The sequence below is a fragment of the Devosia sp. RR2S18 genome (assembly GCF_030177755.1).
GTDB classification, from domain to species: Bacteria; Pseudomonadota; Alphaproteobacteria; order Rhizobiales; family Devosiaceae; genus Devosia; species Devosia rhizosphaerae.
In genome coordinates this window covers 2,691,360-2,708,279 of record NZ_CP126539.1, presented here as the reverse complement: position 1 = coordinate 2,708,279, position 16,920 = coordinate 2,691,360, and the positions used below count along the sequence as shown (strand labels likewise).

12 protein-coding genes and 2 pseudogenes are annotated in these 16,920 nt (G+C 61.1%); 9 read left to right on the top strand and 5 right to left on the bottom strand.

The genetic code is table 11. The features are described 5' to 3' along the window. Positions 1–176: 176 nt before the first annotated feature. Positions 177–1,203: pseudogene (locus tag QOV41_RS13280) on the bottom strand (IS110 family RNA-guided transposase). Between the two features lie 88 nt (positions 1,204–1,291). Beyond that, positions 1,292–1,678, bottom strand: a pseudogene (locus tag QOV41_RS13275) (transposase); the annotation flags it as partial. 853 nt (positions 1,679–2,531) lie between these two features. Here QOV41_RS13275 and QOV41_RS13270 point away from each other — a divergent pair. After that, positions 2,532–3,311, top strand: a complete 780-nt coding sequence (locus QOV41_RS13270; RefSeq protein WP_284577199.1) for a hypothetical protein — start codon at positions 2,532–2,534, stop codon at positions 3,309–3,311. Between the two features lie 219 nt (positions 3,312–3,530). On the opposite strand, the gene QOV41_RS13265 is transcribed toward QOV41_RS13270, so the two are convergent. The 3 genes from QOV41_RS13265 to QOV41_RS13255 all read right to left on the bottom strand — a co-directional run bounded on the left by QOV41_RS13265 (position 3,531) and on the right by QOV41_RS13255 (position 7,304). Next, on the bottom strand, positions 3,531–4,442 hold the full coding sequence (locus tag QOV41_RS13265; RefSeq protein ID WP_284577197.1) for a hypothetical protein: 912 nt from the start codon (positions 4,440–4,442) through the stop codon (positions 3,531–3,533). A gap of 153 nt (positions 4,443–4,595) precedes the next feature. Then, positions 4,596–5,087, bottom strand: a complete 492-nt coding sequence (locus QOV41_RS13260; RefSeq protein WP_284577196.1) for a hypothetical protein — start codon at positions 5,085–5,087, stop codon at positions 4,596–4,598. A 765-nt stretch (positions 5,088–5,852) separates the two neighbouring features. After that, positions 5,853–7,304 (bottom strand): xylulokinase, encoded by a 1,452-nt coding sequence (locus QOV41_RS13255; RefSeq protein WP_284577194.1) that lies wholly within the window; start codon positions 7,302–7,304, stop codon positions 5,853–5,855. Positions 7,305–7,424: 120 nt separating this feature from the next. On the opposite strand from QOV41_RS13255, the gene QOV41_RS13250 reads away from it, so the two are divergent. From QOV41_RS13250 to tnpB, 8 genes are all read left to right on the top strand, one after another. Then, positions 7,425–8,354 carry a substrate-binding domain-containing protein gene (locus QOV41_RS13250; protein WP_284577193.1) on the top strand — a complete coding sequence of 310 codons (930 nt, stop codon included), beginning with the start codon at positions 7,425–7,427 and terminating at the stop codon, positions 8,352–8,354. Between the two features lie 40 nt (positions 8,355–8,394). Then, on the top strand, positions 8,395–9,918 hold the full coding sequence (locus tag QOV41_RS13245) for a sugar ABC transporter ATP-binding protein (RefSeq protein WP_284577192.1): 1,524 nt from the start codon (positions 8,395–8,397) through the stop codon (positions 9,916–9,918). A gap of 2 nt (positions 9,919–9,920) precedes the next feature. Beyond that, the gene (locus QOV41_RS13240) at positions 9,921–10,883 is read left to right on the top strand and encodes an ABC transporter permease (RefSeq protein ID WP_284577190.1); all 963 of its coding nucleotides are present in this window, start codon (positions 9,921–9,923) and stop codon (positions 10,881–10,883) included. A gap of 1,307 nt (positions 10,884–12,190) precedes the next feature. Continuing rightward, positions 12,191–13,414: a DUF4357 domain-containing protein gene (locus QOV41_RS13235; RefSeq protein ID WP_284577188.1), complete on the top strand. Its 1,224-nt coding sequence runs from the start codon at positions 12,191–12,193 to the stop codon at positions 13,412–13,414. A 74-nt stretch (positions 13,415–13,488) separates the two neighbouring features. Next, the gene (locus tag QOV41_RS13230; RefSeq protein WP_284577186.1) at positions 13,489–15,405 is read left to right on the top strand and encodes an AAA family ATPase; all 1,917 of its coding nucleotides are present in this window, start codon (positions 13,489–13,491) and stop codon (positions 15,403–15,405) included. Continuing rightward, a complete protein-coding gene (locus tag QOV41_RS13225) occupies positions 15,402–16,151 on the top strand; it encodes a tyrosine-type recombinase/integrase (protein WP_284577184.1) in 750 nt (249 codons plus the stop codon). Before QOV41_RS13230 ends, QOV41_RS13225 begins: the two co-directional genes overlap by 4 nt. Next, complete coding sequence (gene tnpA, locus QOV41_RS13220; protein ID WP_284577183.1) at positions 16,114–16,506, top strand: IS66-like element accessory protein TnpA; 393 nt, start codon at positions 16,114–16,116, stop codon at positions 16,504–16,506. The genes QOV41_RS13225 and tnpA overlap by 38 nt, the downstream gene beginning before the upstream one ends. After that, the gene (gene tnpB, locus QOV41_RS13215; RefSeq protein WP_284577182.1) at positions 16,503–16,856 is read left to right on the top strand and encodes an IS66 family insertion sequence element accessory protein TnpB; all 354 of its coding nucleotides are present in this window, start codon (positions 16,503–16,505) and stop codon (positions 16,854–16,856) included. The genes tnpA and tnpB overlap by 4 nt, the downstream gene beginning before the upstream one ends. Positions 16,857–16,920: the final 64 nt, after the last annotated feature.

Below are 16,920 nucleotides of genomic sequence, written 5' to 3'. Positions count from 1 at the left end.
ACATGGCCGCAGGCCGGTATGGTGATGCGCGGGTCAGGTCCAAATCTCTTGGGCGAGCTACCTATGCTCAATGCCAAGTACTGGTTCTCCCAACCCAGATCTGGTCGATCATTTGCCCATGCAGTTCATGCCTTCCTCACATCCGATGTACCGATATTAGGTGCGCTACTGACATATTATGCAGTTGCCGACACTCGGTCTCGGTAGGCCTCCTGTCTCGTCAGCATCGCCCAAATCCCCCGTGCCATTTTGTTGGCCAGGGCGATTGCGACGAGTATTCGCGGCTTTGTCCCCAGCATACGACTAAGCCAGGAATCGTTGTGCGCCCCTCCGGGAGGCCCATCGCACTACCGCCATGGCGCCAATGATGAGCAACCGGCGAATATCACGCTGACCCATCTTCGATGTTTTTCCCAGCCTCTGCTTGCCACCTGTCGATTTTTGCAGCGACACCAAGCCAAGCCAGGCGGCAAAGTCACGACTGCATCTAAACGTCTCCATTGGCGGCGCGAACGTTTCGATCGCCAAGGCGGTGATGGGTCCCACTCCCGGCATGGTCTGCAGACGCCTGGACGCCTCAGCCTGCCTGGACAGGGCCTCGATCCGCTTCTTCAGCCCATCGATCCGTGAGGTCAGTTCATCGATCCGATCGAGGAGGTCACGGCACAGATCGCGGACGAGGTCAGGCAGCGCGGGGGTTTCGTCTTCAATCACCCCTGCAAGTCGGCTCAGGTGACCAATCCCCTGGGGCGCGACATAACCAAACTCATACAGATGCGCGCGCAAGGCATTGATCAACTCGGTACGCTGATTGACCAGTTGCTCCCGGCTGCGGAACACAATGGCGCGGGACTGTTGCTCCTCGGTTTTGGGTTCGACGAACCGCATGGTTGGCCGCTGAGCGGCCTCCACGATAGCTTCCGCATCCGCTGCGTCGTTCTTCTGCCGCTTTACAAATGGCTTCACGTAGTGGGGTGCGATGAGTTTCGGGTCATGTCCAAGTCGAGCCATCTCCCGAGCCCAATAGTGAGCACCGCCGCATGCCTCCATTGCCACGATACAAGCTGGCTGGGCCGCCATGAACTTCTGGAACTGTAATCGCGAGAACTTCTTCCGGAATACGACAGATCCGTCAGCTGCTGCCCCATGCAGCTGAAAGACGTTCTTTGCCAAATCTACCCCGATGATGGTAACCTTCTTCATGGATGCCTGCCTCTCCTTTGCGTGGCGCTAACACCACGAAATTGGCACATTGCGATGCCGTCGGTGAAGGCTGGCATCCACCCCATCTCTTGGAGATGCCACTCATGCCCATGGCTTTGACCAGGTCGTCCACTGACCGGGTGGAGATGCCCTGAATGTAGGCCTCCTGGATCACCGCCGTCAGAGCCTTCTCGGCCAACCGCCGAGGTTCCAGAAAACCCGGGAAGTAGCTGCCCTTGCGCAGCTTGGGGATGCGCAGCTCGACTGTGCCGGCCCGCGTCTCCCAGTCCCGCTCGCGGTAGCCATTGCGCTGGACCCGCCGCTCGACGCTCTTCTCGCCATAGCTGGCGCCAGTGGCAGCACCCACTTCCAGCTCCATCAACCGCTCGGCAGCAAAGCCAATCATCTCACGTAGAATATCGGCGTCGGGGGTCTTCTCTACCAGCGTGCGCAGGTTCATCATCGTGTCGGTCATCGGTGGTCCTTCAGGTGCAGGGTTGGGGTAAGCAACCAGACCTTACCGGAAATCCGTCGATGACCACCCAGCCGCTCGCTCACTACGGCGCTCGTAATGGCGCGCTCGCGAGCGGCTTGACCACCTCAGTTACACCACGTCCCGGGACACGACCCACGGGTCTTATTTCCAGTGGTAGCCACTGCCCTCAGTACAGGGGCAATACCCTCGTCAACCTGTCGGTTAGCTTTGACGGCTAAGGAGGGAAGGGGCGACTGCATCGGCTGATCTGCCGAGGATCGACGTCGTCTCTCTCCGCTAGGAGACAATCGGAATAGGAGACCGCAGATGGGGATGGGGGCATACCAAGCGAGCGTCAGCAGCGATCTCCCAGAGCTCTTCCAGAAGTGCCCCCTGTACTTTGGGCCGATCAACAATATGCCAGTTGCCCTCTCCAGTCCGCACGTCCTGCACATCACGATACTGAAGGAGAAGTACTCCCGCTCGTTCGGCTATCGGCTGCGTGATGTTGCCAATGCTGTCCGGGGCTACGTGGCGACTGTCGCAGCGTTGGGTAGTGATAAATTTCACCAGGATTGGTGTCTGAGCTATGGCACAGCGCAAATGTACGAGAACACGGGCACTATTCTCTTACCAGAAGACAAGCGGAGGTTTCTCGAAGTCCCGGTGGTTCTAAATGATAAATGGGGACTGAGGGGGGGGGCCGCTCGACCGAGGTGCCAAGCCTTATTCCGAAGATGAACTCGCGGTCCAGGAAAATGTGGGGGCGCAGGTCTACCGACTAGAGCGGCTACTTGTGGGTGCCATGGCGGGTAAGGTGGAGGGAGATCCTGCGGTACATGCTCGAGCCATATTGCTCGGCTATTTGTCAGACTTCAAGAGTGCCGCCCGTGGAAAAATGAAGCGTTCAACGAATGCCGAATATGCACTTAGACGATTGCGAGAGCAATTGGGCCCAAAACGGCTAAAAACTCTCTATGGCGCAGCCTCATTGCGCCAGTTTGCGGATAGCCTTGAGCAGCAGGGCCGTGCGATCGAAGTTCCCGTCAGGCGGAAAGAGGGTTGGGAAAGGGAAGTGCCAGCGTTAAGCCGTGAAATTAGAATGCTCCAGAGTTTGCTTGTTCTATGTCACCGCGCCAACCGAATGCATAATTTCGTCGACCGCAATATCGATCTGTCTGGACTCAAGCGGGCCGATGATCCGGTTATGCTCCTGCGCAACAATGCTGCGGAGGAACTACTTGATTTCGGCCGTCTCGGGCATGAGGACCGGATGCCAAGCTTGCAGGTCCTAACGAACATCGCCTTGGCTTTCGATTTCAACGCGGCTCAGATTTACCCTGCTCTGGGTCCACTTAGACTGCACCTTGCTGCTGCGTGCGCAATCGGGAGGAGAAGGCGGGGGGTAGGTACGAAGGAAACGGATCTCGAGCAATGGGGACTTCGAGGCCTCGCGGGAACACGCTTCGATCTTGCTTGCTTCACCGATTTAAAAGAGGCCAGGGACGAGCTCCGTCGCCACTTGCAACCTCAGAGAAGAGGCGGCGAAGAACCACTTCCGCCGCCGCTTTGCTTGGGTGATGGGCTCTATAATGTTCCCATAGTGATGAAGGCTCAGCCGCCAATAGATTAAACTCAGCGGCCGAACAGCTTCTCAACGAGCCTGCAGAAAAGGCGCACAAGATCACTCCAGGTTTCGGCATACCCGGAGTACGCCTGGCTTTGAGAGGCAGACAGTTCCGTGTTCTCTCGAACCTTATTCACTAACCACGCCACGTCGCCTGCTTGCAGGAGGTCCATGATGCCGCGCAACGACTTCTCCAGGCCATCAGGATGGCGGGTAGCGAGAAGATCAAGCAGGCTTTGAAGACGGCCCTGAGTTCTTCCCGGGCGCACCGGTGGCGGTGCGAAAGCCAAGCACGCGCTGGGCCTCCTCATCGATCTGGCCGACGAAATCATCGAAGTAGGCCAGTATCTCCATCCCCGCAAATTCGTCCTGGAGCGGATCGCCAGCCGCACCAGCTGCTGCAGCTCCAAGCAATGCCGGGCTGCTCTCCATGAAGTCCAGCGGGTTTTTCGCAAGAGCAACGAACGCCCTGTGTATGCCCTGTCTCATCTGTCCCATGTTGAGAGTGCGTTCGGGCACCCGCAGCGGTGCGATGACCTCAACATAAGCCTTCCTGGCTGCATCCGAGAGCAGTGATTGTGCACCACTGTCGATGGTGAGTTCTGCCTGACGTTGAACGAACACGAATTCCGCTTCCGGAACGGCGGTTCCGAAGTGCCGAACCGCCGTGGCAGCGGCCGTGATGGTGTCGGAAGCGCCGTCTAAGGGAATGAGCACACAAACCCGCCGTCCTGCAGCGGCCATGCTCTTGTGAATGCGTGCCCGGAGCATCCCCTCGGCCACTCGTTCTTCGTAATTTGCACCGATGTCGAGGAATACGAGGCCTGTCTCCTTTGCTGAACGCAAGGCGTGCCAGACGCGGGCCAAAGCACGACCCTCCGAAAGATCGTCCTCGATCAACTGGTCCGTGCTCGGCAGATCCACTTGTTCAACGATGCCCGGATACATGCGCTGGAGACGGCTCTGACGATCGATTTCAAAGGCCCGCAAGACGGCCTTGCGCAGGAGCGCACAGGCAATCAGGAACAGAATGATCGTGGTCTTGCCGATGCCGCCCTTACGGTTGGCGGCGATAAAGACGTCGTAGTCGGCGAAAAAGGTGGGCGGTAGTATGGCGCCCCGATTGCTATTGGACATTTGTAACTTTCTATTGCTGTTGTTGTGTTCGCCCGGGCGACCGCGGGCGACCGGTGGTGGTTGATCGCCTCAACTCTTGTGCAGATGGGCCCGCTCGAGCGGGAGGCAAAGAGACGCTGGTGGGTTCAACAACGTGACTATTGGTCTGCTTGCTCATTGTTGGTTCATCTCCCTCTTTGCCCTGCGCCGCGCCTGGATGCGCTCAAGGTGAGGATCTGCCGAACCGCGGTCGGTCGCCGAATCCGCTGTGGTTAAGACCTGATCAGGTGGACCTCCTGGTGCATCGACCTCGGCCGCGGTGCTGGTGACGGTCGATTCGATTGCGCTTTCGGGTGCGGAAGCCGCCTGTGGGAGCGGAGTGGATCCAGCCTGGAGCGAAGCTCCGGAACCGGTACTTCCAGTGTTCCCACGAGCGAGATGGTAGAGGCGAGCTACCGAACCATAGGCGAGCTCAGGCTTACCGCGCGCAGACAACGCGCGATTGAAGAGGCGCTCGATGTCCGTCCAAGGAACATAGTCAGCACGCAAAGCAGCGATGAAATCGATGCTACGCTCAATAGCCCGCGCTGGCTTGAGCGTTTCAAAGCGTCCCTGCAGCGCCTGGTCAAATCTGCCAATGATTTCGTCTTCGACTTCAAGGTTCATGCATTGCTTAAAGCATGCCTTCGTCCGGCTCCTCTCCACGTCCAAATAGGAGGATAGATAAAGCTTTAACTAATCGCCGGTCCTCAGAGGCCAGCAGAGGCAGGGTCGCGAGTGAGCCCACCGGATAACGGTCACGTCGACGGTCTCCCGGCTGTTCGGCGCACGGCAGGGAAAGGACGGTCCGCGTGAAACGACCAAGGTTCGTTAGGTGTACATTCTCCAACATAACGGCCGTGGCGCGATGAAATTTGTGCACGCCCCGAAAGCATGTGCACGGGCGAGGTGGCTCGAACCAATTCAATCGCTGGGCCGCCGTTCTCAGCTATTCGTGGTTTAACGGACTCTGTTGCCACAGAGCACGATAGAGAGTCGCTGCGATAATGCTATCGGTGTGAGCAGCATGAGCAGCGCAGGAATGACGGCACCGGCCTGTTCCCAAACGTCTCCGCCGAGCCACGTCGCATCAGCTTCTCAAGACCGCGGAAGGGGGCATGGAGCACCTGTTTCTCGGCGAAGAGAGTACCCAACTGCATGACCTTGGAGTCAATGAGCCCGTTGAGGACTGCATACCCGGGCACGGCTACGTTCAAAACGCCAAGCAGGACTAACACCAGCACGCGCAAGCGCAGCCTGCGGGCATCTGGTTGCGCTTGCCGTACCCTGATAGCGGGGCCTCCAGACCCGCTCCAAGTTCCGAACGCAGCTCAATTGAGCCGTGAACAGCACCGAACTCCCGACGGCGAGCGACGGCAGCAAAACTAACACTCAGAAGCGCTGATTGAACGGTGCTATGCTTTCATATAGAGCAAGGAAATGTCCGTGCCGCTCCTTGTAGTACTCAATTCTGCCGGCATCTGGTAGAAACTCGCGGTCATACTGCACCAGTTGCCGAACGGCATTGGTAAGTGAGCTAAACGCACCGCATCCCACGCCGGCAATGATCGCCGCGCCCAGAGCAGCTGCAGCAGGCACCGCAGCTCGTTGCATTCCCGTCCCCAATACGTCAGCGCGTATCTGGCACCAGACGTTGGATCGCGAGCCGCCGCCGCCGATCCGTACGTTCCCCAGCGGCAGGTCAGCCGATTTTTCGAGTGCTGCGAAGGCCCAGCGAACCGAGTGCGCAACGCCCTCCATCACTGCATGGGCCAGATGTCCCGGACCCGCACTCTCATCGAGCCGCGCAAAGACGCCGCGCGACGCCGCATCCCAGACCGGTGCCCGCTCGCCGGCCAGGTGCGGCAGAAAGAAGGGGATCGTCTCGGAGCGGTTCAGCCTTTCAGCCAAAAGGGAAAGGTCCTGCGGCGACCGTCCCAAGAGAGCGGACAGCCAGGCTATCGAGGCACCGCCGGCCTGCGTCGGGGCGGCATGCATGCGAATGCCCTGATAAGGCGGAAACAGGATCACGCCCGGCGTTGGTACGACCTGGGACGATACGATCCCGGCAACCTCGCTGGTGCCGGACTGGTACATCATGTCCCCTTCCTCGATCACTCCGCACCCGAACATGCCGGCCCAGGCGTCCATTGCCCCCACCATGACGGGCGTGCCCGCACACGGCAGCCCCGCTTTGACGCGACCCACAGCATGATGGAAGGGGAACAGCGGGGGTAGGCGTTGCCTGGCCCCGGGAACGAGCTCGAGCAGGGCATTGACGTAACTTCCCTTGCTATCGACGAGCCCGGTCGCCGACACCGGATCGGAAGCCAGCTCGCCGGTCAGCTGAAAGGCACAGAAGTCCTTGGGCAAGAGCACGTGCCGAGTTCTCGCCCATCTCTCGGGCTCGGTGCGAGCCATGAAAGCCATGCGCGACAGGGCATGGCTGGCATCAATGGGGACAGGGCCGCCGAACCAGGCGGTCTTCTGTTCGGCGGTGACCGCATGATCGAGGTGTGCTGCATCTGCTGCAGATCGGGTGTCCTGCCAGGTAATGGCCGGGCGCAGAGGTGCGCCTGCGCTGTCGACAAATAGATGGGTGTTGACCTGCGAGGTGAGCCCGATGCCGGCAAGGTTCGACAGGTCGGCATGATCGGCAAAGTGCTGCAGTGCCGCCAGAACGCTTTGCATCCAGACGCCGGCGGACTGCTCGGCCTTGCCCGGACCGGACCGATCGGTACCGTGCGGACGGCTGAAGCTGGCGAGTTCTCGGCCCTGTGCATCGATCAGGGTCGCCTTGGTGGCTGTTGTCCCCACATCGATACCGATCAAAGTGAAATTCACGCCAGGCTTCCCCTCGATATGACTTGCCGATCTCCCGATCGGCCATATAGTGCCTTGAAGAAAAAGGAAAACAATTGCTCCCGCATGGCTTGCCCTCGGGAGTTCATGAGGAGTGTTCCCTTGCCTGCCAACATCAAACTAGTCGTTTCGACTCTGGTCATCGGGGTTACCATGCTCCCGATCGGTGCTGCCTATGCCCAGTCGAGGGTGGCGATTGTCACACCCTACATGGCCCAGCCCGGAACTCAGTTCTACGTTGAGGCTTTCGAGGAAGTTGCGGCTGAAAAGGGGTGGGAGGTCAATGTTATCGACACTGCCGGTGATGTGGCTGCCGTTATTGCCCGCATCGAGGACCTGGTCGTCCAGGATGTCGACGCCATCGTCATCAATGTGGATCCCTCGCAGGTGACGGCGGGTCTGCAGACCGCGCGCGATAATGAAATTCCGGTGTTCGGCATGGATGCCGGTTCCGATCCGTTGCTGGTCACCAATGTCACCAGCAACGGCTATGCCATGGCCGCTGAGACCTCAGCCTACGTTGCCAATCGCATCAATGGCGAGGGCAATGTGGTGATGTTCGTCTTTGATGCTTTCCCCCCGGTGCAGGTCCGCGGGGTAGTCGCCGATGCCGTTTTTGGCAATTATCCCGACATCACCGTTCTCGACAGCGTTACGCCCGACGTTGCTGATGGCGGCATTGCCGACAGTCGCGCCAAGATGGAAGCGATCCTTGCCGCCAATCCCGAGCCCGGCAGCATCAAGGCCGTCTGGGCTGCATGGGACCAGCCGGCGCTCGGCGCCTTGCAGGCTATCGAGGCGGCAGGCCGTGAAGGAGAAGGCATCGTCATCACCGGCATCGACGCCAATCCCCAGGCCCGGGAGGCCGTGGCGGCTGGCGGGAATTTCGAGGCGACTGTTGCCCAGGATTTTGCCGGGATCGGCACCGCAACGGCGGACGCGGTTGCCCGCTACCTCGACGGTGAAGAAATCCGGCAATCGGTGATTTACGTGCCCACCAAGCTGATCACCGTCGCCAACGCAAACCAATAGTTGCGCTTGTGCACGACAAGAGAGTAGGGAAGGGCCGATCATGGTCCCTCCCACTCCGCTTCTTTCCGCCACCGGGGTCAGCAAGTCCTATGCGGGTGTGCCGGCGCTTCGTGGCGCCGATCTGGTCATTTCACGGGGTGAAATCCACGCCCTGATGGGCGAGAACGGCGCCGGCAAGTCCACCCTGATCAAGATTCTGGCCGGAGTGGTTACCCCCGATACTGCCCAGATTGCGGTCGATGGTTCGCCGGTTCACATCAATAGCACCAAGACCGCCTATCGCCTGGGCCTGCGCTTCATCCACCAGGAGTTCAACGTTGTTTCGACCCTCTCGGTGGCCGAGAACATCCTCATGGGGCGACGCTATCCCCAGCGGGCGGGTGTTCTGGTCGACTGGCGCCAGCTCAATGCCGCGGCGGGACGCGCATTGGAGCGGCTGGGCATCGATCACATCGATCCTAAAACAACTTTGGGGGCGTTGTCGCTGGGCGACCAGATGCTGGTACGCATCTCTGCCGCGCTGCTTGAGGACGCCCGGCTTTATGTGATGGACGAGCCGACGGCCGCGCTGACGCGGGACGAGAGTGAACGCCTGTTCGGGGTTTTGCGGGAAATCCGGGCCATCGGCAGCTCGGTGCTCTATGTGTCCCACCGGCTGGACGAGATCATGGCTCTGTGCGATCGGGCCACGGTGCTGCGGGATGGCCGTTCCATCGACAGTGGACGCATGGCCGAGATCACCCATGACGACCTGGTCGCCGTGATGATCGGTCGCACGGTGGCGGAAGCCTATCCCAAGCCGATCGCCCCTCCCGCAAGTCAGCAGGCCTTCGGCGCCGAAGGACTGCGGGCGGAGAACATCGGCCCACTCGATTTCGCTGTCCGGAAAGGCGAGATCCTGGGCATCGCCGGACTGTCCGGGTCGGGTCAGACCGAACTGATCCGCACGCTTCTTGGTGACCTTCGGCCCAGTGGCGGTCGCATGGCCGTTGACGGCGCAGCCTACAGTCCCCATCGCCCAGCCGCGGCCTGGCAGGCCGGGGTTGCCTATGTTCCACGCGAACGCCGTGGCCAGGGATTGGTGATGGCGCGTCCCATCTACGAAAACATCACCCTTGCCCATCTCAAGCGCCACAGCGTTCTGGGCACCTGGCTGACACCACGACGGGAGCAGCGTCTCGCCGATGACATTGGCCGCGCCATTCGGCTCAAGGCGTCGGGGCCGCGGCAGCCGGTCCTGGAACTGAGCGGCGGCAATCAGCAGAAAGTCGTCTTTGGTCGGGCCTTGGCCGGATCTCCTAAACTGCTCCTGCTCGAGGAGCCAACGCGCGGTGTCGATATAGGGGCCAGGTACGATATCTACTCCATGCTGAGAGAACTCACTGCCCGGGGGACGGCAATCATTCTGGTGTCTTCGGACTTGCCGGAAATTCTGGCGCTCAGCGACCGCATCGGGGTGATGCGGCAGGGCCGCTTTACAACGATCACCGCGGCGGCAGGTCTGGCGGAGGGGACCCTCATCAATCTGTGCTACGGCCGTAATTCAACCATCGGGGTCTCCTGACCATGCAGGTTTTCATCCGCCGTTACGGCACGCTTGTCGGCTTTGCAGCAATCATCGTCTTTTTCTCGATCATGCTGCCGAACACCTTTCCCACGGCGCGCAACTGGCTGAACATCACCCAGCAGGTGTCCATGCTCATGGTCGTGGCTGCGGGCATGACCATTGTGATGGTGATGGGCGACTTCGATCTCAGTGTCGGCTCCATGGCGAGCCTGGCGGGCATCGTGGCAGCTCTGGCCATGGCGGCCGACCAGCCGGTCTGGATCGCCCTGCTGCTGGCCCTGGCGATTGGCCTGCTCGGCGGCGTTTTCAACGGCGCCATGGTCAGCCTGGTCGGTATCCTACCCTTTATAGCGACCCTAGCCACCATGACCATGTTCTCCGGCATCGCTTTTGTGGTCAGCGGTGGCAGGACCATTTCGGGTCGGTCCATCCCCGAGGCGTTCGGCAATTTTGCCCGTGGCGGGGTGTCGCTTGGCGAGTGGGGCGGGGTGGCGATAAGCCTACCCAACCTCTCGATTATCGCCATTGTGGTCGTGCTGGCGGTTTGGATCCTGCTGGAGCAGACGACGCTGGGTCGGCGGCTTTATGCCATCGGGGGCAATATGGAGGCCGCCCATTTGAGCGGAATTGCCGTCAAGCGGCTGCGGCTGACCGCCTTTGCCCTGACCGGCCTCGCGGCGGCAGCCGGTGGCCTTATGTACGCCAGCCGCGTTGCTTCGGCGAATCCGGTGCAGGGGAGCGGGCTCATGCTCAACGCCATCGCCGCGGTCTTTCTCGGAACTACCATGGCACGCCACGGCGAACCGAGGATCCTCGCCACCGTGGTGGGGGTGCTTGTCCTTGGGGTGCTCGACAATGGCCTCACTCAGATGAGTGTGGACAGCTATGTGCGTCAGGTCCTAGTGGGCGGGTTGATCCTGCTTGCGGTTGCCGCAAGCTCCTTGTCGCTGAATAGGCGATAGCACCGATAGGATTGTTGGTTCAGTTTTTTCGTTCCTCTCTGATCTTGCAAGCGGCGTCATGAGCGGCGGGGCTCGAGAGGGACGGGCAGGCTGGTGATGACCCGCAGGGCCCACCGATTGCTCGGCCCGCCCATCTACCCTTTCTCGCACGTCAGAAGTGGGCCTCGGTGACGGCATGGTGCGGTGTCGGTCGAGGCTGCTGTCGTGCACCGGCGGGTTCCCGCTCGGCCGCGAGGGGGCAGGATCGGCGCATCTTTGGAAGGATTGGGGGACGGGGTTGAGGTCAGGCGTTACTGACATTAGTGCGATAACGTGTACAGTCGAACATGTAGCCTTGAAGTAGGGGGCTGCGGCAGGATCGGCGATACGCTACCGCGGCGACAGCATGCATTCCCATACTAATGGACGCAGTGCTGAGGCGCCCGGTGCCAACCTGCTGGCACAGAGCGCGGCTCACCCGATCTCCCGAAGCCGATGCTCGGAACACTGTCGTACCTGATCTGAAAGCAATGGCGAACTCATTGCAGTAGAATGACCAGTGGAAATGCCGGAGCTGCCCTGGGGCGCCCGACCTGTGCCTCCCTTCCTGCCGGCACATTCCTGCGGGCAGGGAGGGCGAGGTGATCGTGGAAAGCGTAGCCGCGGATGGGGGCGTACATGTCAGTCAGCGGGAAAAAGGGGCAGGGTGGATGGGCAACAACACCTTCCCCAAATCGAGAGCCTAAGACACTCCGCCATGAACTGACCGGACAAGCGGTTTAGCTGGTGATGAGAAGGCGGCACACTGGCACTGCCACCCGAGCGATTGGACTCGCCGGACCGAGGTTGCACGATTGACAATCGCCGTTACCAAACATTTGCCCAGCTTCCCGGGGTGAAGCTGAACAGACTGAGCGGTCGAAAAAGAGCCGCGCATGGGAGTGGCGGCCAAGGGGTGAGCATGTCGAATCAGGGGGGCTGCTGCACCAGGGCGGCCACTGCGGTTGGCCTCAGAAATTCAGCCTGCCCTCGATCCGCCGACACCTAGGCATCGTATGATGACGAGACGTTGCCCGCCGTACCAGATGAACTCTTCCGACTAAGCAGTTGATTGTACAGGCGGCATAGACGCAATTAGGCTCGCGTTAACCACATCCAACATCTGATTCGATGCTGGGTTGACGGTTCGGAAAACCTCTCCCATCTTCACTGCAGAAGGCGCCAATGATGGTGTCTTTTGGCCAGGTTCCGTTCGAAAGAGCGGCTACCGGACCCGCGCCAACGGGTTTCCGGCAGCCTGACCATCACAACCTGTAGTAGAGGTTACAATGGCTGCGTCTATTTTCGACGCCTGCGCTATCGCGGGCAAGTGCGTTTCTTCGTTCTTCAACACAATCGATCCGACCGGGTCCGGCATTGATGCGCCGGGCCTCGTGCGGCACTGGGCCATAACCTTCGACGTCCAGGTGCGCGTCCTCGCCACCGTGCTCGAGACCGGCTCGGCGAGCATCGCCGAATTGATCGTTGTTCTGCCCGGCCATCCCGCACCGGTCGAGGCGATCATGGCCATGATCGAGGCGGGCGTTCTCCAGCGTGAACCTGGCGAGATCGGGCCGCACACGCGCATCAGCATGCCATCGGGTACGTCCGGGAAGGGGGCAGGGGGGACCAGTTCGCCTTCGCTGACCCCAGGCGCCAAGCAGGGTTTTCGCCACACTAATGTGGTTGAGCTCCGCTCCTCGGTCAGCCATTCCAGTGCAATCGGCTTTGTCCCCGAGATTTTCATCGTCGATGTCGCCGACTGCACTGATCTCTCCCACGGGATCAACGGCCCGATCATCTATTGCGCGCTCACCGGCAAGAAGGCTTACACCGGCAAGTCTTTCAAGGGCCGCCAGCGTATCGTTGATGGTCATCTCAGCGGCTTTGACCGGCTCGTGGTGATCCGGGACGCTGCCGGGCACATGTCCGAGGAACAGGCCGGCGTTGCCGAACGAATACTGGGCCTCATTGTAAACGGGCTGCCGGGGTACAAGCTCGCCCACCACCTGCCAAATGGCGATCGCGGCGACTTTGCGGAATATCTTGAGCTGCGCCTTTTCGTGGCCCAGGCCCTCTGTCTCGCCAAGGCTGCCGGGTTCGGCTTCGCCGATATTCCCGTCCTCCATTTCGTCGTTGGAGCGGAGGGCGATCCAGAATATCCGGTTTTTGCCGGAAGGCGCCCCGCGGACGGCACCGCCTACCACCTCTATGCCGCAGGCATAAATGCTGAGGCAACCGAACATGAGGGCGAGTGGATCGTGCACGCGGGCAGCGAAGTTCGCTCGCGCGTAACCCGTTCGAGCGGTTCGGCGCCCATGACCCGTCGCCACGAATGGCTCTTTTCCGGCGTCTTGGCCGAGGACAATGGACGCTTTCGCCTGAACGAACCGCTTTGCTTTGGCTCCGGTAGCGGCGCCGCCAATTTCCTTATCGGATCGAAAGGCCCGAACCTCTCGGCCTGGACCCGACCTCCAGCAGACGATCCGGACTCTCTGTCACCCGCGGCCTAGCACCGGCGAGCCCAATCACCCCACCCCACCTTTTTCAATCCAGGAGCTCCCAAGCGGAGCGCCGAGGAGAACTCATGCGTAAATTTCCACAGATCCAGGCCCAGGGCCAGGACGACGAAGCGCCGCTGCGCGAAGTCATCGATGTTGCAGGCATTCTGGCACAGCAAGCGGTAAACCAACTGATTGGCAAGAAACTCGACCATGCGCTGGAGCACCAGCCCGGAATGGTCGTCCTGATCGAGGTGCCGAGCGACAGCTGGGTCACAGCCCTTCGCCGCCAATTGAACCGCGACTATACAGATGTCGTTGTGCAAGGCTATCGCCCCGGCAAACGCGCCAGCAGCACCGCCCAGGAAGAAGACAGTCTGATCGTTGCCCAGCGCGGCGGCAGTGCGGTCATCGCCATCTCCACTGACGTGGAAGGGCTGGTGCCGGTGCCGCTCCGCACCGCCGCCGACGTGAGCCTCAAATTTTCAGGTTTGAGCCGGCGCTCGCTGCGTAAAGCCATTTCAGAGGTCACCGGCAAGCGAGCCCGCGGGATCCGCGCCGAAGATGCCGCACTTGATCTTCCTGAACTCTGTGCGGCTCTCCGTCCGCGCTCACAGCCCGCCGATTGTCTGCGCCGCCTCCGCCTTGCAGCCAAGCGCCAAGAGATCGCTCTGGTCCCAGACAGCACTATCCCGCCGGTTTCCGAACTTCCGCTCTCGCCTCGGGTACGGGCCTGGAGCGCGGAGCTGCTCGTCCGTCTCCAGCAGCTCGAAATAGGTGAGCTCACCTCGCGTGACGCCCCCTTCGCGCTTCTTGCGGGGCCGCCCGGAACCGGCAAAACCCTTCTGGCGCAAGCCATCGCCCGCGCTGCCGGGTGGCGGTTCGTCGGGACCAGCGTCAAGGAATGGTTTGAGTTGTCGGATGGGCATCTTGGTGGGGTCACCCGGGCCGCTGCCGAGTTCTTCCGCCAGGTCGAAGAAAACGGTCAAACGATTGGGTTCATCGATGAGCTTGAAGCCTTGCCCGATCGGCGGACGCTCGCACCGGAGCACCGCGAGTGGTGGAATACTGTCGTCACGGGCGTGCTGCTCAACATCGATAAGCTGCGGCGGTCCAGCAAACCGCTGGTGTTGCTCGCTGCCAGCAACTATCCCGAGCGGGTCGATGCGGCCGTGCTGCGGGCGGGCCGCATCGGGCAGACCTTGACAGTGAGCCCGCCGGGCAACCGCGAGGAAGTCGCCGATCTCTTTCGGTTCTACGTGGGAAGCCATCTTGCAGCCTCGGAGCTGGAGCGTGTCGTCGACATCGCCTTCGCTTTCGGCTTGCCAACGCCGGCTGCAATTGCCGGTTGGGTAGGAATGGCGAAGTCGAGCGCCGTGGCCGGTTCGCGTCAGCTGACCGTCCAGGACCTCGAACATGCAATGGTCGGCACTGACGATCGTACTTATGCCGAGCTCCGCCGTGTCGCGGTGCACGAAGCCGGCCACGCCATCGTGGCGGCGGTCCTCGGTGTGCCGGTAAGTGCAGTTTCGCTGCTGAAGAATGGCGGATCTGCCGGATCCATGGTGAGCGACCTCAGCGCGCTCTACCTGGACCGGGCCCGGATCGAGGATCTGGTGACCATTGCTCTGGCCGGCCGCGCGGCAGATCTGGAACTGCTTGGACGGTGCGATGCCGGGGCTCGCACCGATTTGGCCATGGCAACCCAACTCTTGGTCGAAGCGCAGTTCCGGTCCGGCCTGTTCGATCAGCTGCTGTCGTTCGATCTCGATGTCTCCCGCCTTCATGAGCTCGATCTAGCCACCAGAAGTGGTCTCGAGAAACGCTTGCAGCAGCTCATGCTGCGCTCGCGCGGACTTGTTCTGGAGAACCGTCACCTGATCGAGGCTTTGGTTCAGCGCCTGGTGGCGCGCCGCGTAGTCTCGGGCGAAGAACTGCGCCACATCGCCGGCACGGAGCAGGACTCGGCGGTTGAACCTGCTGAATCAGGGCAGCTGACATGAGCGACTGGCGCAAGGAACTCGAGCGGCTCGAAGGCGCCTATAGCGATCATACTCTGCGCGGCTATGCAGCGGATATGGAGCATTTTGAGGCTTGGTGCATCAGCCATGGCCACATCGCTCTTCCAGCCACTCCAGAGACCGTGGTGGAGTATGTGAACAAGGAGGCGCAGCATCGGCTGCCCTCCACATTAGGGCGCCGCCTTTGCGGCGTCGCCCGCATTCACCGCCTGCTGCGGCACCCCGATCCCAGCAAGGATGAGGACGTGAAGCTCGCAGTCCGGCGGGCGCGTCGCAAGAAACCCGCCCGCCCGGGCCAGGCACTGGGGGTCACCGCCAAGATCCGGGACCGCCTGATCGAGGAGTGTACGTCAGATCTTATCGGTCTGCGCGACGAGATACTGGTTCGGGTGGGCTTCGACACCTTATGCAGAAGAGGAGAACTGGTGGCCCTCCGTGCCGACGACCTGACAGAAAACCAGCGAGGTAATCTCTCAATTCTCATCAGACGCGCAAAGAACGATCCGACCGGCGAGGGGCGGATGGCGCCGCTTTCGACGAAAACTTCGGAGCGAGTTCGCCACTGGCTTGAGGTAACAAAGATTGTGGAGGGTGCGCTACTGCGCCGTAAGCGGTGTTCCCGCCCCACCTTCCGTTCTTTTGTCAGCCATGAGATTCCGCACGGATTGAAGTTGGTGCGGGAGGTTCTCCATGGACGCTCCATTGGAGTTTCTCACAAGTGGCGGTAGGCGCCGCCGCAACCGGCAATGGCCCGATGATGAGAAGGCTCGGATTGTCGCCGAGACACTTCGACCTGGGACCACGGTGGGCGAGGTCGCGCTGCGGCATGGTCTGAAGGCCAACCATGTCTCCTCGTGGCGGACGATGGCTAGAAACGGGAAGCTGGTGCTACCGGCGCCAAAGGACCAGATGGAGTTCGCGACGTTGATGGTCGCTCCAGTCGTTGAGGATGTAACGGCGGCGGAACCAGTGGCGGCGGTCGGGCCGGAGATCGTGCTGGGATCGGTGGTCATCCGGCTGGAGCCAGGTGCCTCCGCGCGCCGGATTGCTTCGGTCGTTCGTGCACTGACGGCGATCACATGATCTTCCCCTCGAACCGGGTGCGGATCATGGTAGCCACCAAGCCGATCGACTTCCGCAAAGGTCACGACAGCCTGGCTGCGCTGGTCAAGAACGTGTTGCACGAGGACCCGTTCACCGGCACGGTCTTCGTGTTCCGTGCTCGCAAAAGCGATCGGCTGAAGTTGCTCTACTGGGATGGCACGGGTCTCGTCATGGCCTACAAGCGCCTCGAAGAGCACAACTTCAGCTGGCCTGCGGTGAAGGACGGCCTGATGACGTTGAGCCACGCGCAGTTCGAGGCGCTGTTCTCTGGGCTCGACTGGCGGCGGGTTCGGGCGGTAGAAGCGCGGGCACCAGAAGCGGTCGAATAACTGCGGCAGGATGACTCAGGGCTGGTCTTTTTGCGGGATCGGCGGCGCCTGATCTGGTAGATTC

Coding starts and splice junctions, on each gene's coding strand:
- QOV41_RS13265 (WP_284577197.1), bottom strand. CDS start 4,442: ATGTCCAATAGCAATCGGGGCGCCATACTACCGCCCACCTTTTTCGCC.
- QOV41_RS13260 (WP_284577196.1), bottom strand. CDS start 5,087: ATGAACCTTGAAGTCGAAGACGAAATCATTGGCAGATTTGACCAGGCG.
- QOV41_RS13245 (WP_284577192.1), top strand. CDS start 8,395: ATGGTCCCTCCCACTCCGCTTCTTTCCGCCACCGGGGTCAGCAAGTCC.
- QOV41_RS13240 (WP_284577190.1), top strand. CDS start 9,921: ATGCAGGTTTTCATCCGCCGTTACGGCACGCTTGTCGGCTTTGCAGCA.
- QOV41_RS13235 (WP_284577188.1), top strand. CDS start 12,191: ATGGCTGCGTCTATTTTCGACGCCTGCGCTATCGCGGGCAAGTGCGTT.
- QOV41_RS13230 (WP_284577186.1), top strand. CDS start 13,489: ATGCGTAAATTTCCACAGATCCAGGCCCAGGGCCAGGACGACGAAGCG.
- QOV41_RS13225 (WP_284577184.1), top strand. CDS start 15,402: ATGAGCGACTGGCGCAAGGAACTCGAGCGGCTCGAAGGCGCCTATAGC.
- tnpA (WP_284577183.1), top strand. CDS start 16,114: ATGGACGCTCCATTGGAGTTTCTCACAAGTGGCGGTAGGCGCCGCCGC.
- tnpB (WP_284577182.1), top strand. CDS start 16,503: ATGATCTTCCCCTCGAACCGGGTGCGGATCATGGTAGCCACCAAGCCG.